General features: G+C 65.0%; 19 protein-coding genes. 11 read left to right on the forward strand and 8 right to left on the reverse strand.

Annotation, left to right across the window (positions count from 1 at the left end; genetic code table 11):
* Nucleotides 1-147 precede the first annotated feature (147 nt).
* Nucleotides 148-4,119, forward strand: a complete 3,972-nt coding sequence (locus LDZ27_RS09605; protein ID WP_244813877.1) for a DNA translocase FtsK — start codon at nt 148-150, stop codon at nt 4,117-4,119.
* Nucleotides 4,120-4,129: 10 nt separating this feature from the next.
* On the opposite strand, the gene LDZ27_RS09610 is transcribed toward LDZ27_RS09605, so the two are convergent.
* The 3 genes from LDZ27_RS09610 to LDZ27_RS09620 all read right to left on the reverse strand — a co-directional run bounded on the left by LDZ27_RS09610 (nt 4,130) and on the right by LDZ27_RS09620 (nt 7,223).
* Nucleotides 4,130-5,188: a transporter gene (locus tag LDZ27_RS09610; RefSeq protein ID WP_244813878.1), complete on the reverse strand. Its 1,059-nt coding sequence runs from the start codon at nt 5,186-5,188 to the stop codon at nt 4,130-4,132.
* A 116-nt stretch (nt 5,189-5,304) separates the two neighbouring features.
* Nucleotides 5,305-5,829, reverse strand: coding sequence for an antimicrobial peptide resistance and lipid A acylation PagP (locus LDZ27_RS09615; RefSeq protein ID WP_244813879.1), 525 nt, complete (start codon nt 5,827-5,829; stop codon nt 5,305-5,307).
* A gap of 104 nt (nt 5,830-5,933) precedes the next feature.
* On the reverse strand, nt 5,934-7,223 hold the full coding sequence (locus LDZ27_RS09620; protein WP_370653396.1) for a lactonase family protein: 1,290 nt from the start codon (nt 7,221-7,223) through the stop codon (nt 5,934-5,936).
* Between the two features lie 240 nt (nt 7,224-7,463).
* On the opposite strand from LDZ27_RS09620, the gene LDZ27_RS09625 reads away from it, so the two are divergent.
* On the forward strand, nt 7,464-7,616 hold the full coding sequence (locus LDZ27_RS09625; RefSeq protein WP_244813880.1) for a DUF3096 domain-containing protein: 153 nt from the start codon (nt 7,464-7,466) through the stop codon (nt 7,614-7,616).
* 93 nt (nt 7,617-7,709) lie between these two features.
* Here LDZ27_RS09625 and LDZ27_RS09630 read toward each other — a convergent pair whose 3' ends face one another.
* Nucleotides 7,710-7,958 (reverse strand): hypothetical protein, encoded by a 249-nt coding sequence (locus tag LDZ27_RS09630; RefSeq protein WP_244813881.1) that lies wholly within the window; start codon nt 7,956-7,958, stop codon nt 7,710-7,712.
* Between the two features lie 388 nt (nt 7,959-8,346).
* Here LDZ27_RS09630 and LDZ27_RS09635 point away from each other — a divergent pair, with 388 nt between their 5' ends.
* On the forward strand, nt 8,347-10,221 hold the full coding sequence (locus tag LDZ27_RS09635) for a glycoside hydrolase family 15 protein (protein ID WP_244813882.1): 1,875 nt from the start codon (nt 8,347-8,349) through the stop codon (nt 10,219-10,221).
* An 85-nt stretch (nt 10,222-10,306) separates the two neighbouring features.
* Here the strand turns inward: LDZ27_RS09635 and LDZ27_RS09640 are convergent, their stop codons facing one another.
* On the reverse strand, nt 10,307-10,567 hold the full coding sequence (locus LDZ27_RS09640) for a hypothetical protein (RefSeq protein ID WP_244813883.1): 261 nt from the start codon (nt 10,565-10,567) through the stop codon (nt 10,307-10,309).
* Nucleotides 10,568-10,577: 10 nt separating this feature from the next.
* On the opposite strand from LDZ27_RS09640, the gene LDZ27_RS09645 reads away from it, so the two are divergent.
* A complete protein-coding gene (locus LDZ27_RS09645) occupies nt 10,578-11,849 on the forward strand; it encodes a polyhydroxyalkanoate depolymerase (RefSeq protein WP_244813884.1) in 1,272 nt (423 codons plus the stop codon).
* Nucleotides 11,850-11,970: 121 nt separating this feature from the next.
* Here the strand turns inward: LDZ27_RS09645 and LDZ27_RS09650 are convergent, their stop codons facing one another.
* A complete protein-coding gene (locus LDZ27_RS09650) occupies nt 11,971-12,603 on the reverse strand; it encodes a TetR family transcriptional regulator (protein WP_244816105.1) in 633 nt (210 codons plus the stop codon).
* Nucleotides 12,604-12,942: 339 nt separating this feature from the next.
* Here LDZ27_RS09650 and rsxB point away from each other — a divergent pair, with 339 nt between their 5' ends.
* The 3 genes from rsxB to LDZ27_RS09665 all read left to right on the forward strand — a co-directional run bounded on the left by rsxB (nt 12,943) and on the right by LDZ27_RS09665 (nt 14,956).
* The gene (gene rsxB, locus LDZ27_RS09655; RefSeq protein ID WP_244813885.1) at nt 12,943-13,806 is read left to right on the forward strand and encodes an electron transport complex subunit RsxB; all 864 of its coding nucleotides are present in this window, start codon (nt 12,943-12,945) and stop codon (nt 13,804-13,806) included.
* Nucleotides 13,803-14,453 carry an endonuclease III gene (nth, locus tag LDZ27_RS09660; RefSeq protein ID WP_244813886.1) on the forward strand — a complete coding sequence of 217 codons (651 nt, stop codon included), beginning with the start codon at nt 13,803-13,805 and terminating at the stop codon, nt 14,451-14,453. Before rsxB ends, nth begins: the two co-directional genes overlap by 4 nt.
* A gap of 71 nt (nt 14,454-14,524) precedes the next feature.
* Nucleotides 14,525-14,956, forward strand: a complete 432-nt coding sequence (locus LDZ27_RS09665) for a DUF1841 family protein (RefSeq protein ID WP_244813887.1) — start codon at nt 14,525-14,527, stop codon at nt 14,954-14,956.
* A 104-nt stretch (nt 14,957-15,060) separates the two neighbouring features.
* Here the strand turns inward: LDZ27_RS09665 and LDZ27_RS09670 are convergent, their stop codons facing one another.
* Together LDZ27_RS09670 and LDZ27_RS09675 are read right to left on the reverse strand one after the other, a co-directional pair.
* On the reverse strand, nt 15,061-15,441 hold the full coding sequence (locus LDZ27_RS09670; RefSeq protein WP_244813888.1) for a c-type cytochrome: 381 nt from the start codon (nt 15,439-15,441) through the stop codon (nt 15,061-15,063).
* Nucleotides 15,442-15,567: 126 nt separating this feature from the next.
* Nucleotides 15,568-15,933, reverse strand: coding sequence for a c-type cytochrome (locus LDZ27_RS09675; RefSeq protein ID WP_244813889.1), 366 nt, complete (start codon nt 15,931-15,933; stop codon nt 15,568-15,570).
* A 458-nt stretch (nt 15,934-16,391) separates the two neighbouring features.
* Between LDZ27_RS09675 and LDZ27_RS09680 the strand changes: the two genes are divergently transcribed.
* Genes LDZ27_RS09680 through LDZ27_RS09695 form a run of 4 tightly spaced genes read left to right on the forward strand, consistent with a single transcriptional unit; the run spans nt 16,392 to nt 20,303 of the window.
* Nucleotides 16,392-17,234, forward strand: coding sequence for a MoxR family ATPase (locus tag LDZ27_RS09680; RefSeq protein WP_244813890.1), 843 nt, complete (start codon nt 16,392-16,394; stop codon nt 17,232-17,234).
* Nucleotides 17,235-17,293: 59 nt separating this feature from the next.
* Nucleotides 17,294-17,884, forward strand: coding sequence for a GNAT family N-acetyltransferase (locus LDZ27_RS09685; RefSeq protein WP_244813891.1), 591 nt, complete (start codon nt 17,294-17,296; stop codon nt 17,882-17,884).
* A gap of 34 nt (nt 17,885-17,918) precedes the next feature.
* Nucleotides 17,919-19,094 carry a VWA domain-containing protein gene (locus tag LDZ27_RS09690; protein ID WP_244813892.1) on the forward strand — a complete coding sequence of 392 codons (1,176 nt, stop codon included), beginning with the start codon at nt 17,919-17,921 and terminating at the stop codon, nt 19,092-19,094.
* Between the two features lie 12 nt (nt 19,095-19,106).
* Nucleotides 19,107-20,303, forward strand: a complete 1,197-nt coding sequence (locus LDZ27_RS09695) for a benzoate/H(+) symporter BenE family transporter (protein WP_244813893.1) — start codon at nt 19,107-19,109, stop codon at nt 20,301-20,303.

The raw sequence follows: 20,303 nt of genomic DNA on the forward strand, positions 1-20,303 counted from the left end.
TCGCGCCAGCCGCGTCGGCTTCATTCGACACCCGTTAAACTGCTCGTTCGATACATGCGATGAGCCCGGTCCGCAGACGCTGCGAGCCGCCGGGCCGCCGTCTCATCCGTCTTCATCGTCTCACCCAACCTTGGTTCGGTCCTTAGCATGCACACGGTAGTTCTCGGCTGGTTCGGTGCATCAGTCGTCTGGTTTCTTCCTCTCTTGTGGCGCGTCGTCAAGTCGGCGCTGCCGGGCGGGGCCGGGTTGCGCGGCCCCGGCACGATCCGGCTGTGGCTCGGCTTTTTCTGCGTGCTGCTGTCGAGCGCGACGCTCGAAGCCGCGCTCGCTGGCGCAGTCGAAACGCAAGACAACGTCAACCGCTGCGGACGCGCGCTCGCGGGCGCACTCGCCACGCTCGCGCATCCGCCAGGGGCAATCGCCATCGCCGCGCTCACGCTCGCGATCAGCCTGCCGTGGCTCATCGATTTCAGCTGGCGCTCGGTGCTCGCTTGGGCCGACGAAGCGTTCGGCTTCGGCCTGCCCCGCAGTTGGATCACGGTCCCCGACGACTCCGGGCGGGAACCGCGTCAACGCGACTCGGGGAGCACCAAGTCCGCGGCGATGCGCTGGCGCGAAAGACGCGAGCGCCGCGCCCGTCAGACGCTGGCGACCGAAGCGCCCGCGCGGGGCATCGGCGGGGAACGCTTGGACGGATCGGCCGGCCGCGCGTCCCACGACGAGCCGACGCTCGGCATGCCGCCCGCCAATCGCAGCGGGCGCTACCAGCGGCCGACCGTCTGGCGCCCGCCGGCGACGGGCAAGCGCTCGGCCAAGCAGGCCGAGGCCACGGCTGCGAGCATCGCGGCCACGGCCGAGGCGTATTCCCGACGCCCGGCGTTCGAGCGCGCGGGCACGTCCGTTCAGGCGGCCTTCGTCGAACCGGTCGCACCGGACGGCTGGCTGAGTTCGCTCTCGACGGCAAGCGCCGCGCTCGGCTCGAATCCTTCCGCCGCAAGATCGGCGTCGGCGTCGGCGTCGGCGATGCCGGGCCGCGGTGCCGCGCACTCGCAGACGCCGCAGCGCCCCGCCGCTCGCGTTGCGCCGCCTGCCGGTGCGTCGGGGACTGCGCCCGTTTCCGCCGCGCCCGAAGCGGCCGCAGCGAGCCAGCGGTCCTCTGCCGCGCCCGCCCGCACCGCCGCGTCGCTGGCGCGCTCGGCTTCCATGTCGGCAGCGCCCGCCGCGCGCAGACCGATGGCGGCATCGAATCCTGCTGCGAGGCCCGCGCCGGTCTCGGCGTCGATGTCGGCGTCGATGCCGCGCGGGGGCGTCAGGCGTGGCCCGCCGCACGAGCCGGTGAGCGCCGCTGCGCGCGAATCCGACTCGCGGCCTTTCGCGCCGCCGGCGTTCTCGCGGGCCGTCACCCCGCCTGCGCCGCCGCCCGCGCCGGAGGCGATCCAGGCGACGCTGCGCTCGATCGAAGAAAACGCCGCGCTGTGGACATCGCTCGCGGGCGCGAGCCTCGCCCGCCATCACGAAGCGCACACTTCGGCAGCGAGCGACGGCGGCGCGACGGCGCACGCCTACGCGCCGCCAGCGCAACACGAGAACGCGCTAGCCGCGCCCTTCACTGCCGACGCGCAGCCGGGCGACGGCTCGGAGCTTCGCGTGCCGTCTTTCGCCGCTTCGCTCGCGGATGAACGCGGCGATGCGCCGGACGCAGCGCATCCGTCCGTGGACGCCGCTGAAGGACTGCAAAGCATCGATGCGCCTGGCGGGCCGCTGGATTTCGCCGACCGTGAAGAGGCGCTGCAGCAAGCCGTGCCCGCCGATGCATCGGCCGGGCCTTTCGCACATGAGCAGGTCACGGCGGCTACGGTGCGCTGGGACGATGGCGAGCCGTCTTTCGGCCGTCGATCGGACGTCATCGAGGCAGTGCCGAACGAGCCTGACGCGAGCATTCCGTTGACGGCAGTTGCGCCCACCGGGGCTGATATCGCTGACGTGATCGGCCAGCCGGAGCCGGTCCTAGAGACTCAGGCCAAGGGCGTCGACGACCCGTTTAGCCGCCCGGAGCCGTCTTTCGAACGTTTCGCGGACTTCGCGCCCGCATCGGAACCCGGCTCCGAGCCGTCGATGCCCGCAAGCGCGCTCGTCGTGAACGCAACCGTCGACGGCGCCGCGCATGAGAACGCCGTCGACGAAACGCTCGACGCGCCGGCGATAGCGGTGACGCGCGTCGAGACGGCCGACACGACGCCTGAACGCGTCGCCCCGATCTCCGAACCGCGAATCGACGCGCCCACGCCCCATTTCGAACAAAGCGCGCCGTTCGAACTGCCCGCATGGCCGGCACTGCCGACATCCTTCGCACCGGCGAGCGCGCCGGAAGCGGACACCGAGATGGATCGCGTCAGCTATTCGTTCGACGCAGCGCCGATCGTGCCGCCGCCGCTGCCGCGACCGCTCGCGCAGCCGCCCGAACCGCCCCGCTCAATCGCCGATACGCCGCCCTGGATCGACGACGCCCCCGGCGAAGCACCGCTTGCGCCGTCCGCCAGCACGCTGCCCGCGCCAACGCCGACGCCAACGCCCGCACCCTCCCCCGTGCGCGGCTTCGCGCCGACCGAGTTCGAATTCCACGCGCCGCACGCGTCCGCCGTGGAATTGCCGACGCTAGATCTGCTCGAACCCGCCTCCGACGAAATCGAGCCTGTGTCCGAGGAACGCCTCGCCGATACGGGCCAGCTGATCGAGCAGCGCCTTCAGGAATTCAAGGTGCCTGTGACGGTCGTCGGTGCGTCGGCGGGTCCGGTCATCACGCGCTTCGAAGTCGAGCCGGCGCTCGGCGTGCGCGGAAGTCAGATCGTCGGGTTGATGAAAGACCTTTCGCGCGGGCTCGGCCTCACGTCCATACGCGTCGTCGAGACCATTCCCGGCAAGACGTGCATGGGCCTGGAATTGCCGAACGCGAAGCGCCAGATGATCCGCCTCTCGGAGATTCTTGAAGACGACGTGTACCGCGCGTCCAAGTCGAATCTCACGATCGCGATGGGCAAGGACATCGTCGGCAATCCGGTCGTGACCGATCTCGCGAAAGCGCCGCACATGCTCGTCGCGGGCACGACGGGCTCGGGCAAATCCGTCGCCATCAACGCGATGATCCTCTCGCTGCTCTACAAGGCGAAGCCCGAAGACGTGCGCCTCATCATGATCGACCCCAAGATGCTGGAGCTGTCCGTCTACGAGGGCATCCCGCATCTGCTCGCGCCCGTCGTGACCGACATGAAGCTCGCCTCCAACGCACTCAACTGGTGCGTCGGGGAAATGGAGAAGCGTTACCGGCTGATGTCCGCGGTCGGCGTGCGCAATCTGCAGGGCTTCAACCAGAAAGTCCGCAACACGGAAGCCGCCGGCAAGAAGCTCACGAATCCGTTCTCGCTCACGCCCGATGCGCCCGAGCCGCTGTCGACGCTGCCGCTCATCGTCGTCGTCATCGACGAGTTGGCCGACCTGATGATGGTGGCCGGCAAGCAGATCGAGCAATTGATCGCGCGTCTCGCGCAGAAGGCGCGCGCGGCCGGCATCCATCTGATTCTCGCGACGCAGCGGCCTTCGGTCGACGTCATCACCGGTCTCATCAAGGCCAATATTCCGACACGCGTGGCGTTCCAGGTGTCATCGAAAATCGATTCGCGCACGATTCTCGACCAGATGGGCGCGGAATCGTTGCTCGGCGCGGGCGACATGCTGTTCCTGCCGCCCGGCACCGGTTATCCGCAGCGCGTGCACGGCGCGTTCGTCGCAGACGACGAGGTGCACCGCGTGGTCGAGTATCTGAAGCAGTTCGGCGAGCCGGAGTACGAGGAAGGCATCTTGTCCGGGCCGACATCGGAAGGCGCGTCGCAGGACCTCTTCGGCGAATCGCCGGACGCGGAAGCCGACCCGCTTTACGACGAAGCCGTCGCGTTCGTCGTGCGCACGCGGCGCGCCTCGATTTCGTCGGTGCAGCGGCAATTGCGCATCGGCTATAACCGCGCGGCGCGCCTCGTCGAGCAGATGGAAGCGGCCGGACTCGTCTCGCCGATGGGCACCAACGGCAACCGCGAAGTGCTTGCGCCGCCCGGCCCCGGCGAATGATTCGAACGGCTCACCAGAGCCGCAGCTTGCGCAAGAGGAAGATGGTGATGGCGGCGCACCCCGTCATCACGCCGATGACGACCCAGAACGAAGCGGGATCGTGCGTGCCCGGCAAGCCCGCCACGTTCATGCCGAAGATGCCGGTCACGAGCGTGGCCGGCAACAGCAACGCCGACATGATCGCGAGCCACAGGAGCTTGCGGTTGATGTCCTCGGACAGCAGCGCGGCGATCTCGTCCTGCAGCAGCTTCGCACGCTCATAGAGCGCTTCGAGCCCGCCGCCCAGCCCATTGAGCACCTGAATGGCCTGCACGAGCGCTTCCATCGAACGCGGCTCGGCCCACTCCAGACGCCGCGTGACGAGTTGCATCAGCGCGTTGCGCTCGGGATCGATGAAGCGCTTCACCTCGACGATCCTGCGCCGCACGCCGCCCAGCGCCGCGCGGCACTTCGAATGCGCGCCTTCGAGCACGTCCTCTTCCACGTCGTCGAGACGGTCGCCGAGTTCGTCGATGCGATCGACGAAGGTCTCGTTCAACGCGCGGATCAGGCCCGCGAAGAGATCGACGGTATCGCGGAACGTCGCGCCTTCCAGCACAGCGTGACGCAAACGGTCGGTGGATTGCAGCGGCCGCGCGCGCACGGTGATCATGCGCTGCTTATCGACGTAAAAGCGCAGCGCGCCGGTCGCGCGGATCGCTTCGCGCGCAACCGGCGTCGCGGCGGTATCGGGCGCGGTCGCGACGAGTTCGAGGTCCGCCACCACGCCGAACATGAAATTCGGCCCCATGTGCACGCGCGGGCGTTTGTCCTCGCCATTGAGAAATTCGCGCGCGACATCGGGCAGCGCCGTCACGCCTTCCAGCCAGCTTTCGACGGTGTCGTCGTTAGCCGAAAGATGCAGCCACGTCATGCCGTCGCTGACGATCGCCTTGCGCGCTTCCTGCCAGGAAAGCCGCAGCGCGTCGCCGCCCGCGAAGTCGAACGCGCTGATGAAGCCCGGCGGCGCCGGATCGTTCGCGCCGGCGCTCGTGTGCGCGGCGGCGTAGTCGTTGCGAGTCGTATCCAATCTTGCTTCCCTGCCATTACCTTACGATTTATCGGGACACCTTTCGATTTCCCGCGTGCGAGCCTTAGCCGTGTCGTGCCGTGCCGTGCGTCGGGCAAAGCGGCACGTCAATGCTACTAGAACTCGTAGCGTCCAAAGAAGAACGCGACGTCGCCGTCGTTGAGGCCAGGCAGGCGCGGGATGAGCGTGCCCATGAGCGAAGCGCGCCGGTAACGCACCGATGCGATCGGCAGCGCGAGCGGCAACGGCAGGTAATGCACGACATCGCTGCGCGCGGTGAAACCCGCGAAGTAGCCGCCGCCGAGCTGCAAGCCGCCGAGCACGGGCTTCGTGTACCACTGGCGCGCGTAGCCGCCGATCGGCTCGAAGTTGTGATGGGAGTCGGAAAAGGCGAACACGAAGAGGACGTCCTCATTGCCGTTCGCATCGGTCCAGTGCTTGCCCGCGCCGCCGCCCCAGGACCACGGATTCAGTTCCTTGCGATCCGTGTAGCCGTCGATGTGCCAGCCATAGCCCGTCACGTAGAGATCCCACGTGCCCTCGCGCGCGACGCGCGTCACGCGCTCGCACGCCGACGACAACCAGTCGCGCTTGTAGTCGCATTGGCCCTCGCCCGCGTGGGCCGCGAGCGGGGCCGCCATGAAAAGACACAACGAGGAAACCGTGACCGCCCTGACCGTTATTTTTGTCATCGTGATGGGTGCGACTCGCTATGGAAGGTCCGCGCGTCCTGGGTTTCACCTCGTCATGACGGCGAGACGAATTTGAAATCGACGGGCGAGCCGATCGAGAGCTGCTTCGGATCGGACGCGAGTTCGCCCGTCGCCGGGTCGCGGCGGAAGAAGTACGCGCTGTCGCTGTCCTGATTGCCGACGACGAGCCAGCGCCCGGTCGGATCGATCGCGAATTCGCGCGGCGTCTTGCCGAGCGTCGGATAGCGCTTGAGCAGCTTGAGATGCCCGTTCGCCGGATCGACCGCGAACGCGACGAGCTGATTCACGTCGCCGCGATTCGTCGCGTAGAGAAAGCGTCCGTCGGGCGACAGATGCAGCGCGCCGCCGCCGATCTTGCCCTTGAAGCCCGGCGCGGTCATCGGCAGCGACTGCGTTTCGGTGAGCTTGCCGTCCGCGTAGTTGAAGACGAGCACCGAAGCGTTCAGTTCGGTCGTGAGATAAGCGTGCTTGCCGCTCGCGTCGAAAATCAGATGGCGCGGGCCGGAGCCGGGCCTGATCTGCGTGTAGCGGGCCTCGGTCGGACCGAACAGGCCGCGGCTGCCGTCAGGCGTGTATCGATAGGCGAAGACCTTATCCACGCCCAGGTCCTGCGCGAAGAGATAGCGGCCATCGGGCGAGAACACCGTCGAATGGACGTGCGAGTTGTCCTGCCGGCCCTTCACCGGGCCACTGCCCTCGTGATGCACGGTCAGCACGGACGTACCGACGTGGCCATCGGCGGAAAGCGGAAACACCGCGAAGCTGCCGCCGGGATTCGCCGCGACCGAGTAGTTGGCCGTGAGCAGATATCTGCCGTCGGGCGAGATCGCGAGATAGCACGGATCGTTGCCGTCCGACGAAACGCGGTTCAAAAAGCTCAGTTGCCCGCTCGCGCGATCGAAGCGGAAGGCGCTTACGCCGCCGCGCTGCGACGCGGGGCCGTTGTCGCCGGGCAGCTCGTTGACCGCATACACGAAATTGCGGTCGCGGCTCACGACGAGATACGACGGATTCACCGTCTGCGCCGACGCGATGCGTGACAGCTCGCCGCTGCCGGCATCGAAGCGATAGACGTAGATGCCTTCGCTCTTGCCGCTGCCCGTATAGGTGCCGATGAGCAGGTCATAGACCTCGCCCGTTGTCGAGCGCGTCGGTGCGCTCGCCGACGCCGATGCAGACGTGTCGCCGGTTGTCTGCGTCTGCGCGAAACCGTGGGCGGCGGCGAGCGAAAGCATCAGCGCGACGCCCTTGGCCCAGTGAATCGGACGAGGACGGGCCTTGTTCGAACGCGAACGCGAAGCAGCAGGAAGCGGGCGCGGCATTTGCATCTCGCTCGTCGCGGTGCGGGACTGACTCGGTTGCATGAGACCTCCTCATCGTCTTGGTGCCTGTTATCAAGCGCGACGCGCGGGCGTCGGCATTGCCATCGCCTGTGCGGCAGCGGGATGGCCGGCCTGCACGAGCAAGTTCCGGACCGTGGCGCGGGGTCGAACCGTCATCGAGGCAAAGCATCGAGGCAAAAACAGACCACACAACTCGAACCAACAAAAGGAGCTGATGCAATGAACATCCACGTAAGCCTTGGACCGCTCGTCTCGCTGATCGCCGGCATTTTGATTCTCGTGATGCCGCGGCTTCTGAACTTCATCGTGGCGATCTATCTGATCGTGATCGGACTGATCGGGCTATTCGGCATGAGTTCGACGCACTTCTGACACAGCCCGACGCGCGCGTGGCGCATCTGCGTTGTGACGCCGATCGCGTCGAACGGTTCCGCGCGCGCCGCTGATGGACGATGCAGCCGAAGCTCAGCCGTTCGCCAGTTGATCGAGCCGCAAGCGCCCTTGCAAGGACAGCGCGCCGACCGCCAATCCGCGCACGTCGAAGCTGAAGCGGCTAAAGCATCCGCGCTCGGTGAGGAAGGCGGCGGCGGTGTCCATCGCGTTGCGCGACAAGCCGAGGCGCTTGTGATCGAGCGCGAGCAGCGCGTCGCTGTCGTGCACGCGGCTCGCAGCGGACAGGATCGCGATGCAGTCTGCTTTCGACGGATTGAGCATGGTTGTCTGTTCCTCGAAAACCGAAGCTACGGCGTGTGAAGGAAAGAGCGCGCGCGTCGCCGGATGCTGGGAAGCGGCGCGTGAAGCTGAAAGCGTGAAGACGGGAAAGCGCAAGGCGATCGATGCCTCGACCGAGGGTCCATTCTAAACATCAGCCGAAACCAGGAGCAACGGTTTCATCGGCGCTTCGGTAGTGCTTTTCCGCCAAACGCGCCTACAGGCTCGCTCATAACCGTGAGCGGCCCGTTGCCGCAGCGCTGCACGCGCGGCAGGCACCCGCCCGGTTTTCTGCTCGCGACCAGCGATTGCGGCAGAATGCGGCGACATGGAGGCGTGCGCCGCCGCGTGCGACGCATCGCCGGTTCTACCGCTCAAACCACGTTCGCCCATGCCCGCACTGATCGAAGACTACGCCATGATCGGCGATGGCCACACCGCCGCCCTCATTTCCCGCTACGGCTCCGTCGACTGGCTCTGCTGGCCGCGCTTCGACTCCGGCGCGTGCTTCGCCGCGCTGCTCGGCACGCCCGAGCACGGACGATGGCTGCTCGCGCCGTCGATGCCGGACGGCGAATCGCCCGTCGTCCGGCGTCGATATCGCGACGACACGCTCATCCTCGAAACGGACTTCGAAACGCCGCAAGGCGCGGTGACCATCGTCGATTTCATGCCGTCGAGGAACGGCCATTCGGAACTCGTTCGCATCGTGATCGGACGGCGCGGCGTCGTGCGCATGAAGATGGAACTCGTGCTGCGCTTCGATTACGGATCGGCGGTGCCGTGGGTGAGCCGCCTGCCCGACGACAGCGGCATCCGCGCGATTGCCGGCCCCGATCTCGCGGTGCTGCGCACGCCGGTGGATCTCGTCGGCGAGAACATGCACACGACCGCCTGCTTCGATGTGAGCGAAGGCGAGCGCGTGCCGTTTTCGCTGTGCTATTCGCAGTCGCATCTGCGCCTGCCGCCCGCGCACGATCCGCACACGCAACTCGCGCGCACCGAAAATCACTGGCGCGAATGGGCCGCCAAGAGCGAGCTGAAGGGCCGCTGGGCGGGCGCGATCCGCCGCTCGCTCATCACGCTCAAGGCGCTCGCCTACGAGCCGACGGGCGGCATCGTCGCCGCGCCGACGACTTCGCTGCCCGAGCAGCTCGGCGGCTCGCGCAACTGGGACTACCGCTACTGCTGGCTGCGCGACGCGACCATCACGCTGCTCGCGCTGATGCGCGGCGGCTATTACGACGAAGCCCGCGCGTGGCGCGCGTGGCTCGGCCGCGCGATGGCGGGGTCGCCGTCGCAAGTGCAGATCATGTACGGCATCGCGGGCGAGCGCCGCCTGTCCGAATGGGAGATTCCGTGGCTGCCCGGCTACGAGGGCGCACAGCCGGTGCGCGTCGGCAATGGCGCGGTCGACCAGTTACAGCTCGATGTCTACGGCGAAGTGATGAACGCGCTGCATCTCGCGCGCGTCGGCGGCCTGCAAAGCGACGAAACCGCGTGGTCCGTCCAGTGCGCGATGCTCCAGCATCTCGAGACCATCTGGGATCAGCCGGACGAAGGCATCTGGGAAGTGCGCGGCGGCCGCCAGCATTTCACGTTTTCGAAAGTGATGGCGTGGGTCGCGTATGACCGCGCGATCAAGTCGGCGGAGCAGTTTCAACTGCCGGGTCCGATCGACCACTGGAAAGACATGCGCGCGCGCATCCACGCCGACGTCTGCGAGAAAAGCTGGAATGCGCAGCTGAATTCCTTCACGCAGGTTTACCACGGCGACGCGCTCGATGCGAGCCTGCTGCTCATCCCGCTGCTCGGCTTTTTGCCGCCACACGATCCGCGCGTGACCGGCACCGTACATGCGATCGAGACCGATCTGACGCACGATGGACTGGTCAAGCGCTATCACACGACCGAGACGGCCGACGGACTGCCGCCCGGAGAAGGCACGTTTCTGGCTTGTAGCTTCTGGCTGGTCGACAATCTGGCGCTGCAAGGAAGGATCGACGACGCGCACGCGATGTTCGAGCGGCTCGTCGGACTGGCGAACGACGTGGGACTGCTTTCCGAGGAGTACGACACGGTCGCGAAGCGAATGGTGGGGAATTTCCCACAGGCGTTTACCCATGTTGCGCTCGTGCATACGGGAATGAACCTCATGCGTCACGAGCAAGCGATGGCCAAGGTGACGGGCCAGCCCGCCGGGGCGTCGGAGAAGGCGGAAGTGTCGACGGAAGGCGCGGGCGACGCGGGCGACGAATTCGCGTGATCCGCGGCGTATCGAAAGCGCTGCTCGGACAGCGTAAGATGCTGCATTGCACAATTCGACGGTTGTTGCGGAAACACCGGTAATTTCAACCGGCCGGTTGAAACGCAACCGCTTTGAGCGGAAAATGTTGCTCCCGCTCAAGAGTGGCGTTAGCGCAGTCGTTAGCCGTATTGACGATTGCAAAGACATTGCAGAAACGCTGGCCGTCATCAGCAGGAAAGGCAGACCTCGCGGCGCGGTTCAGCCGCCGCGCTACGAGAATTTTTTTGGCCGTTGAAGCACGTTGAATCCGATTGCCGGCTGCTTTCGCCGGGATCAGCGGGCGTACCGGTTTGTACGAAGTCATTGGGGCCACCATGCTCTACCAAATCCACGAATTTCAGCGGGCCATGTTGTCTCCCCTCACGGCGTGGGCCCAGGCCGCCTCCAAATCGTTCGTGAATCCGGCCAGTCCGCTCGCCTACGTCCCCGGCTCCACGCGCTTCGCCGCTGGCTACGAACTGCTCTACCGGCTCGGCAAGGACTACGAAAAACCGGAGTTCAACATTCATCAGATCGTCAAGGACGGCCACAACATTCCGATCGTCGAGCAGACGGTGATCGAAAAGCCGTTCTGCCGGCTGCTGCGTTTCAAGCGTTTCGCCGACGACAGCGCCACTGTCACGAAGCTGAAGAACGAGCCGATCGTGCTCGTATGCGCGCCGCTTTCGGGTCATCACTCGACGCTCTTGCGCGACACCGTGAAAACGCTCCTGCAGGACCACAAGGTGTACATCACCGACTGGCTCGACGCGCGCATGGTGCCGATCGAGAACGGCCCGTTCCATCTGGACGATTACGTCGAATATATTCAGGAGTTCATCCGGCACATTGGCGCGAAGGATTTGCATGTGATCTCCGTGTGCCAGCCGACGGTGCCCGTGCTCGCCGCCATTTCGCTGATGGCGAGCCGCGGCGAGGACACGCCCCGCACCATGACGATGATGGGCGGCCCGATCGATGCCCGCCGCAGCCCCACATCGGTCAATTCGCTTGCGAGCGAGCATTCCTACGAATGGTTCGAGAACAACGTCATCTATACGGTGCCGGCGAACTATCCGGGCGTGGGCCGCAAGGTCTATCCGGGCTTCCTGCAGCACGCCGGTTTCGTCGCGATGAATCCGGAGCGCCATCTCACCGCCCATTGGGACTTCTATCAAAACCTTCTGCGCGGTGACGACGACGACGCCGAACAGCATCGCCGTTTCTACGACGAATACAACGCCGTGCTGGACATGGCCGCGGAGTATTACCTGGAGACCATCCGTGTCGTGTTCCAGGAATTCCGGCTCGCGGAAGGTACGTGGGACGTGAACGGCGAGCGCGTGCGTCCGCAGGACATCAAAAACACGGCGCTGTTCACGATCGAAGGCGAACTCGACGACATTTCCGGCGACGGCCAGACGCGCGCCGCCCACGATCTGTGCACCGGCATCCCGCAAAAGAACAAGCGCCACTTCACGGCGGAGAAGGCCGGCCACTACGGCATTTTCTCGGGCCGCCGCTGGCGCACGATGGTGTATCCGCAATTGCGCGAGTTCATTCTGGAACACGACAAGTCGCCGAAGACGGAAGCCGTGCCTGCCTGATCATTCGTGATTCTTCCTGAATCGCGCTGCGATATCGGCTTCGGTACCGATTCCATCGTCAAAAGAAAAACGTCGCGCCCGGCAACAGGCGCGACGTTTTTTTCATCAGACAGCGCCGCTTTTAGCGACGAGTGAGATAAGCGAGCAGCAATTCCGTATTCATCTTCACCATTTGTTCGCGCTGAGTGGCTTCGCTGAAATCGAGGCCGAAGGTCGCTTCGAGCGTGAAGCGGTTCGACACGATGTAATAGCCGAGCCCGGACAGCGTGATATAGAACTTGAGCGGATCGACGTCGTTGCGAAACAGTCCGGCCTTCTGGCCACGCTGGAGAATATTCGTGAGCGTTTCGACGACCGGCGAAATCAGGTCGCGCGTCCGGTCCGATCCCTTGATATATCTTGCCTCGTGCAGATTCTCATTGTTGACTAGTCGCAGCAATTCGGGGTGATCGCGGTAGTAATCCCAAACAAAATGCGCGAGACGCGTCATTGCTTCAATAGGCGCAACGCCTTCGAGATCGAGCGTGCGTTCGGCCTCGACGAGTGCGGAAAGCGCATGTTCGAGCACTGCCGTAAAGAGCTGCTCCTTGCTACCGAAGTAGTAATACAGCATGCGCTCATTGGTCTCCGCCCGCCGGGCGATCTGATCCACGCGCGCGCCAAACAGGCCGCCGGCAGCGAATTCTTCCGCGGCGGCAAGCAGGATACGGCGGCGTGTCCCTTCAGGATCTCTTTTGATTTTCGGCTGATTCATGGTGGCATGAGTCGGGAGCCGCGTTGTCCGGATATGCGTCACGCGGCCCGCATTGGGTACATGACGTGAACGTGCGCTGCCCAGGTTATTGGGGAACACCGTCCTGCGGTCAAACGATAAAGCGCTTCGATTATGCGCACATCGAAGCGGCATTGGCAATGAGTACAAAGCGGCACAGCGAGGATCAAGCGCGAAGGCGACGCGCGCCGCGCTTGGCGCACTTCGGCGATAATCACGTCTGGCGCTTCTCGCGCCGTTGCCGCTTTGCTTCGTCAGCGGCATCGCGCTCCAGACGCTGCATCGAGTCGTGCTTTACCTGCCATCGCGCAAGACCTCATAGTGACCGCAACTCTCACGAAGACTCACACCAAGACGCTCGCCGGGCGCATCGAAGACTTGCTGCCGCAAACGCAATGCACCAAGTGCGGCTACCCGGCGTGCCGCCCGTATGCCGAGGCCATCGCCGCTGGCGAAGCGAGCTACAACCAGTGCCCGCCGGGCGGCGAAGAGGGCGTCGCGCGTCTCGCGGCGCTGCTCGGCAAGCCGGCGATACCGCTCGATACCTCGCACGGCGTCGAGCGCGCGCGCCCGCTCGCCGTCATCGACGAGAACGTGTGCATCGGCTGCACCCTGTGCATGCAGGCGTGTCCTGTCGATGCAATCGCCGGTGCAGCCAAACAGATGCACACGGTCATCGCGCAACTGTGCACGGGCTGCGATTTGTGCGTGCCGCCCTGCCCCGTCGATTGCATCGCGATGATTCCCGTCACCGGCGACGCCACCGGCTGGGACGCCTGGAGCCAGCAAGACGCGGACGCGGCCCGCGCGCGTCATGAGCGGCGCACGGCGCGCATCGAACGCGAGCGCGCGGAAGCCGAAGCGCGTGCGGCCGCGCGTCAGGCAGCGCGCACGCCGCAGGAAGCGCGGGATGCCTTGCCGGCGGAAGCATCGTCGCCCGCGCAGACGGCATCCGCCGACGATGCGCAAGCCAAAAAACGCGCGATCATTCAGGCCGCGCTCGAACGCGCGCGCAGAAAGAAAGAGGACATGGCGAAGCTCGGCGCCGGCCCGAAGAACATGGAGAACGTCAGTCCCGCCGTGCAGGCGCAGATCGACGCGGCCGAGGAGCGCCGCCGCCGGCTCGGACTGGAGCAGACCGCGGACGCCGATCAAAACGATAACGATTCAGGCCAGCCGCGATGAACGCCACCAAGCGACGCGCCATCTTCGAGACGCTGCAAAGCATCGACCCGAATCCGAAGACCGAGCTCGAATACACGACTCCGTTCGAACTGCTGATTGCCGTGATGCTGTCGGCGCAGGCCACCGATGTCTCCGTGAACAAGGCGATGCGCAACATGTTTCCCGTCGCGAATACGCCGGAGAAAGTGCTCGCGCTCGGCGAAGAAGGCGTGAGCGAATACATCCGCACGGTCGGGCTTTATCGGACGAAGGCGAAGAACGTGATCGCGACGTGCCGCATGCTGGTCGAGCAACACGGCGGCGAGGTGCCCGACAATCGCGAGGCGCTCGAAGAACTGCCGGGCGTGGGACGGAAGACGGCGAACGTGGTGCTCAACGTTGCCTTCGGCCAGCCGACGATCGCCGTCGATACGCACATCTTCCGCGTGGCGAATCGCACAGGGCTCGCGCCCGGCAAGGACGTGCGCGCGGTCGAAACGGCGCTCGAAAAGAACGTGCCGAAAGCGTTCCTTCAGCACGCGCATCACTGGCTGATCCTGCACGGACGATATGTCTGCAAGGCGCGCGTGCCCGAATGCTGGCATTGCGTGATCGAGCCGCTATGCGAATACCGGCCGAAGACGCCCGCGCCCGCGCCGGACGCCTGAAGCGCATCCCGGCGAACGCCGACGCCCGGATTTACAATGACGCCCTGACCCTCCAGCCGAATCGACCCGTCATGTTCAACCCTAGCCGCGACGAAGTCCGCCAGTTCTTCACCGAAACGTGGCGCAAGGAGCGCGCCGGCGAAATCCTGACGCCGCTCGAAAGCATGGCCGCCGACTGGATCGGCGAGCATCCGGAATATCAGGCGGAACTCGCCGATCCCGACGCAAAGCAGGCCGATTATTCGCCCGACGCAGGACGGACGAATCCGTTTCTGCATCTGTCGATGCACCTCGCGATCAGCGAGCAATTGTCGATCGATCAGCCGCCGGGCATCCGCCGCGCGCATGACCGGCTCGTCGCCCGCCTCGGCTCGCCGCACGACGCGCAGCACGCGATCATGGAATGCCTCGGGCAAGTCATCTGGGAAGCACAGCGCAGCAACACGCCGCCGGATACGGATGCGTATCTCGCGCTGATCGAGCGCCGCGCGTCGCGTGATTGAGCGTGATTGAGCGCGATCGAGCGCATCACAAGCATCGCGCCGAAACGAAAACACCCCGCATGGAGCGGGGTGTTTTTCTTGATACGAAGCGAATCGCCGCGCGCTTACTTCTTCAGGACAAGACTGCCATCCAGCGATTCGATGTACGCCGCGATGTCCTTCAGATCGCTCTGCGAGAGGCTCTGCACCTGCGCCGCCATGATCGCGTTGTTGCGCCCGAAGTTCGGGTTGCCGTTGCCGATCTGATACTGGCGCAGCGCCCAGTAAATGTAGGTCGCATGCTGGCCCGCGAGCTTCGGATATTCGCCGCTCGCCGGCTTGTTGAGATTCGGGCCGTGACAGGCCGCGCAGTTATGGCTTTCGGAGAGCACCTTGCCGTTGCCCGCATCCGCTGCGTGCGCCGCATTGAGCGTCGCCATGCCGAAGAGCGCCGCCGCCGCGCATGCTGCCTTGATGCTCGTGTGAAGTGCCTGAGAGGGCTTCATGAATTCTCCTGTCGACCGCGCCTCGCTTTGGCGTCTGGCTGCGGTCCCATGCAAAGATAGTTGCTGCCTTCGTTGCGTCGCCGGGCGAAGCGTGTCGGCCGTGTCGACGAATTGCGGCGACGAGGCTTACTTGTCGGGATTGTTCTTCGATTGCGGCGTCTGCGCGGCGTAGTACGCGGCGATATCGGCGATATCCTGATCCGACAGCGTCACCGCGATGGCGCGCATGGTGTCGAAGTGGCGATCGCCCTTCTTGTACGCATGCAGCGCATTGGCGATGTATTGCGCGTTCTGGCCGCCCAGCATCGGCACCTCGTAGACCTCGGGGTATGCCGTGCGATAGCCGGGAATGCCGTGGCAGCCGATGCACATCGCGACCTTGCCCTCTGCGGCCTTCGCGTTGCCCACGACGTCGGCCGACGCCTGGGTCGCGAAGCCGGCAAGACCCGACAGCGCTGCAATCACGGCAAGTTTGCCGACGAAATAGTTCATAGCTTCTAACCTAGCATGAGGGGAAATCCGGCGTTCGGAAGCGCGGCCCGCGCCGGGCGCACGCAGGCTTGCAAGGACCGCTTCCCGAACTGTTTGCTGCCTTCCACGCTGCTTCACGGGACCGATGCACCGCCGCCTGACCGGGCAGGCCAAAAAAATCGCGCCCATTGTACCGCGCGACCTCCGGACCGTCCATTCTCCGAGACAGCCAAAACCCGCTCCTGGCAATGGGATACGGCTGAAAGAAGCACGCGCAACCTGCGACAATTCGCCTCTATGCGCGCGATGCCTGGCGCTGCATGCGCCGATCTCAGCAAGCCGCATGCAGCGCCCCGATCGCGGCCTTGCGGGACCTTCGCGCGGACCTTGCCGAGCGGCTGCCACGATACCGGCGGGCCGCCCATCCCGAAAGGGCTTCTGACTTATACTGGGATTTTTTTCCTCACCGGATCTTCGTCATGCGCTTCGAAGGCTCATCGCAGTACGTTGCAACCGACGATCTCAAGCTCGCGGTGAACGCCGCGATGACGCTCCAGCGCCCGCTGCTCATCAAGGGCGAGCCCGGCACCGGCAAGACCATGCTCGCGGAGGAAGTGGCCGGCGCGCTCGGCATGCCGCTTCTGCAGTGGCACATCAAGTCGACGACGAAAGCGCAGCAAGGCCTCTACGAATACGACGCCGTCTCGCGCCTGCGAGATTCCCAGCTAGGCGACGAGCGCGTGAAGGACATCCGCAATTACATCGTCAAGGGCGTGCTGTGGCAGGCCTTCGAGTCGGATCGGCAATCCGTGCTTCTGATCGACGAGATCGACAAGGCCGACATCGAGTTTCCGAACGACCTGCTGCGCGAACTCGACCGCATGGAGTTCTACGTCTACGAGACGCGCGAGCTGGTTACGGCGAAGCATCGGCCGCTCGTCATCATCACGTCGAACAACGAGAAGGAGCTGCCGGACGCGTTCCTGCGCCGCTGCTTCTTCCACTACATCAAGTTCCCGGATGCATCGACGATGAAGGAAATCGTCGACGTGCATTTTCCGGGCATCAAGGACGAGTTGCTGGCTGCTGCGATGCAGAGTTTCTTCGAGTTGCGCAACGTGTCGGGGCTCAAGAAGAAGCCGTCGACTTCCGAGCTGCTCGACTGGCTCAAACTTTTGCTCGCCGAAGATATTCCCCCCGACGCGCTGCGTTCGTCGGACCAGAAGCAGATCGTTCCGCCGCTGCATGGCGCGCTGCTCAAGAACGAGCAGGACGTGGCGCTCTTCGAGCGGCTGCTGCTCATGAACCGCAATAACCGCTGACCGCTGACACGCGCGCCGGGAATCGCGCGAGCCGGAAACCACGATAAGGAAAACCACGCATGAGCCGCTGGATCGAACCCGTCACGCTCGAAGGCGAGCACGTCAAGCTGGTCCCGCTCGCAGCCGAGCATGAAAAGGCGTTGTCGGCGGCCGCCGCCGATGGCGAACTGTGGAAGCTCTGGTACACGAGCGTGCCCTCGCCCGATACGGCGCGCGCGTATATCGAAGCCGCCATCGACATGCGCGAGCGGCTCGGCGCGCATCCGTTCGCGGTCATCGATACGAAAACGGGCGACATCGTCGGCTCCACGCGCTATTTCAACGTCGAGGCCGCGCACAGGCGCCTCGAAATCGGCCATACGTGGTACGCGAAACGCGTGCAGCGCACGGCGCTCAACACCGAAGCGAAGCTGCTTCTGCTCGGGCATGCGTTCGACAATTTGAAGGCGATCGCGGTGGAGTTCCGCACGCATTTCATGAACCACCCGTCGCGCGCGGCCATCGCGCGGCTCGGCGCGAAGCAGGACGGCATTTTGCGCAATCACCAGATCGGTCGCGACGGCGCGTATCGCGATACCGTCGTGTTTTCGATCATCGAATCCGAATGGCCGGCCGTGCGCGCGCATCTGAAGCACCGGCTCGATCGCTGAGAACGCGCCGGTTCACGTCAAAGGAGAGCGCGCCATGCTGATCGACTTCTTCTACTCGCTGCGCGACGCGAAGCTGCCCGTGTCGGTGAAGGAATATCTGACGCTGCTCGAAGCATTGAAGGCGCAGGTCATTGCGCCGTCGCTCGACGAGTTCTACTTCCTCGCGCGCATGACGCTCGTCAAGGACGAGAAGTATTTCGACAAGTTCGACCGCGCGTTCGGCGCGTACTTTCACGGCGTCGCGCAGCTTCCCGACGAAGCGTTCGACGTTCCGCTCGACTGGCTCAGGAAGCGGCTCGATCGCGAATTCACGGCCGAGGAAAAGAAGCGCATCGAGGCGATGGGCGGCCTCGACAAGCTGATGGAACGCCTCAAAGAACTGATGGACGAGCAGAAAGAGCGTCACGAAGGCGGCAACAAGTGGATCGGCACGGGCGGCACGTCGCCGTTCGGACATGGCGGCTACAACCCGGAAGGCATTCGCATCGGCGGTGAATCGGCGGGCAACCGGACGGCCGTGAAAGTGTGGGACGAGCGCGCCTACAAGGATTACGACGATCAGGTCGAAATCGGCACGCGCAACATCAAGGTCGCGCTGCGTCGCCTGCGCCGATTCGCGCGCGAAGGCGCCGCCGAAGAACTCGATTTGCCCGATACCATCCGCAGCACCGCCGCGAACGCGGGCTGGCTCGACATCAAGATGGTGCCGGAGCGCCACAACAACGTGAAGGTGCTGATGCTCCTCGATGTCGGCGGCTCGATGGACGACCACATCAAGCGCGTCGAAGAGCTTTTCTCGGCGGCGAAAGCGGAATTCAAGCATCTGGAGTTCTACTACTTCCACAACTGCGTCTACGACTACCTGTGGAAGAACAATCGCCGCCGCCATACCGAACGCACGCCGACCTTCGACGTGCTTCACAAGTTCACGCCGGATTACAAGCTCATCTTCGTCGGCGACGCCACCATGAGCCCGTATGAAGTCCTGCAGCCGGGCGGCTCTGTGGAATACAACAACGCCGAAGCCGGCGCCGTGTGGCTGCGGCGCTTCGCGGATCAATTCCCGCGTCACGCGTGGCTCAATCCCGAACCCGAGCGGCTCTGGGAATACCGCCAGTCCATTTCGGCGATCCGCCATGTCCTCGGCAACCGCATGTACGCGCTCACCATGGCCGGCCTCGAAAGCGCGATGCGCGCGCTATCCAAATAACCCGAATCGAGCATGACCGCTTCCAGCACCACGCCTCCACCGCTGCGCCTTTTTTCCGATACGTCCGTCTCCGCCGTCGTCGCCGGTTTCGTCGCGATGATGACCGGCTATACGAGTTCCCTCGTGCTCATGTTCCAGGCGGGCCGCGCCGCGCACCTTTCCGACGCGCAGATTTCCTCGTGGATCTGGGCGCTCTCGATCGGCATGGCGGCGTGCACCATCGGACTCTCGCTGCGCTTTCGCGCGCCGATCGTCGTCGCATGGTCGACGCCGGGCGCGGCGCTGCTGGTTTCATCGCTGCCGAATGTCCCTTACGCCGATGCCGTCGGCGCGTTCGTCGTCTGCGCGCTGCTCCTGACCGCCGTGGGCATCACCGGATGGTTCGATGCGCTGATGAAGCGCATTCCGCCGGGCATCGCGGCGGCGCTGCTCGCGGGCATCCTCTTCGAGATCGGCATCGAGATTTTCCGCGCAGCCGAGCATCAGACGGCGCTCGTGCTCGCCATGTTTTTCACGTACCTCGTCGTCAAGCGCGCGATGCCCCGCTACGCCATTCCCGCGACGCTCGCGGCGGGCGTCGCCGTCGCGGGCGCGCTCGGCCAGCTCGATTTCTCGCGCTTTCACGTCGCGCTCGCGCACCCCGTCTTCACCATGCCCGCGTTCTCGCTGTCCGCCATCGTCAGCATCGGCGTGCCGCTTTTCGTCGTCGCGATGGCCTCGCAGAACGTGCCCGGCATCGCCGTGCTGCGCGCGGACGGCTACGCCACGCCGTCCGCGCCGCTTATTTCGACGACCGGCATCGCGTCGCTCGTGCTCGCGCCGTTCGGCTCGCACGGCGTCAATCTCGCGGCGATCACCGCGGCCATCTGCACGGGCCGCGAAGCACACGAAAACCGCGACCGGCGTTACACGGCGGCCGTGTGGTGCGGCGTCTTCTATCTGATCGCGGGCACTTTCGGCGCGACCATCGCGGCGCTGTTCGCGGCGTTTCCGAAGGCGCTCGTCGTATCGGTGGCGGCGCTCGCGCTCTTCGGCTCGATCATGAGCGGCCTCGCCAACGCGATGCACGACGCCCGCCAGCGCGAACCCGCGCTCGTCACGTTCATGGTGACGGCCTCGGGCCTCACGCTGCTGTCCATCGGGCCGGCGTTGTGGGGCTTGATCGCGGGCGTCGTGACGCACCTCGTGCTCAACGTCCGGCGAAGCTGA

Origin of the sequence: Caballeronia sp. Lep1P3, assembly GCF_022879595.1 — a bacterium.
Lineage (GTDB): Bacteria > Pseudomonadota > Gammaproteobacteria > Burkholderiales > Burkholderiaceae > Caballeronia.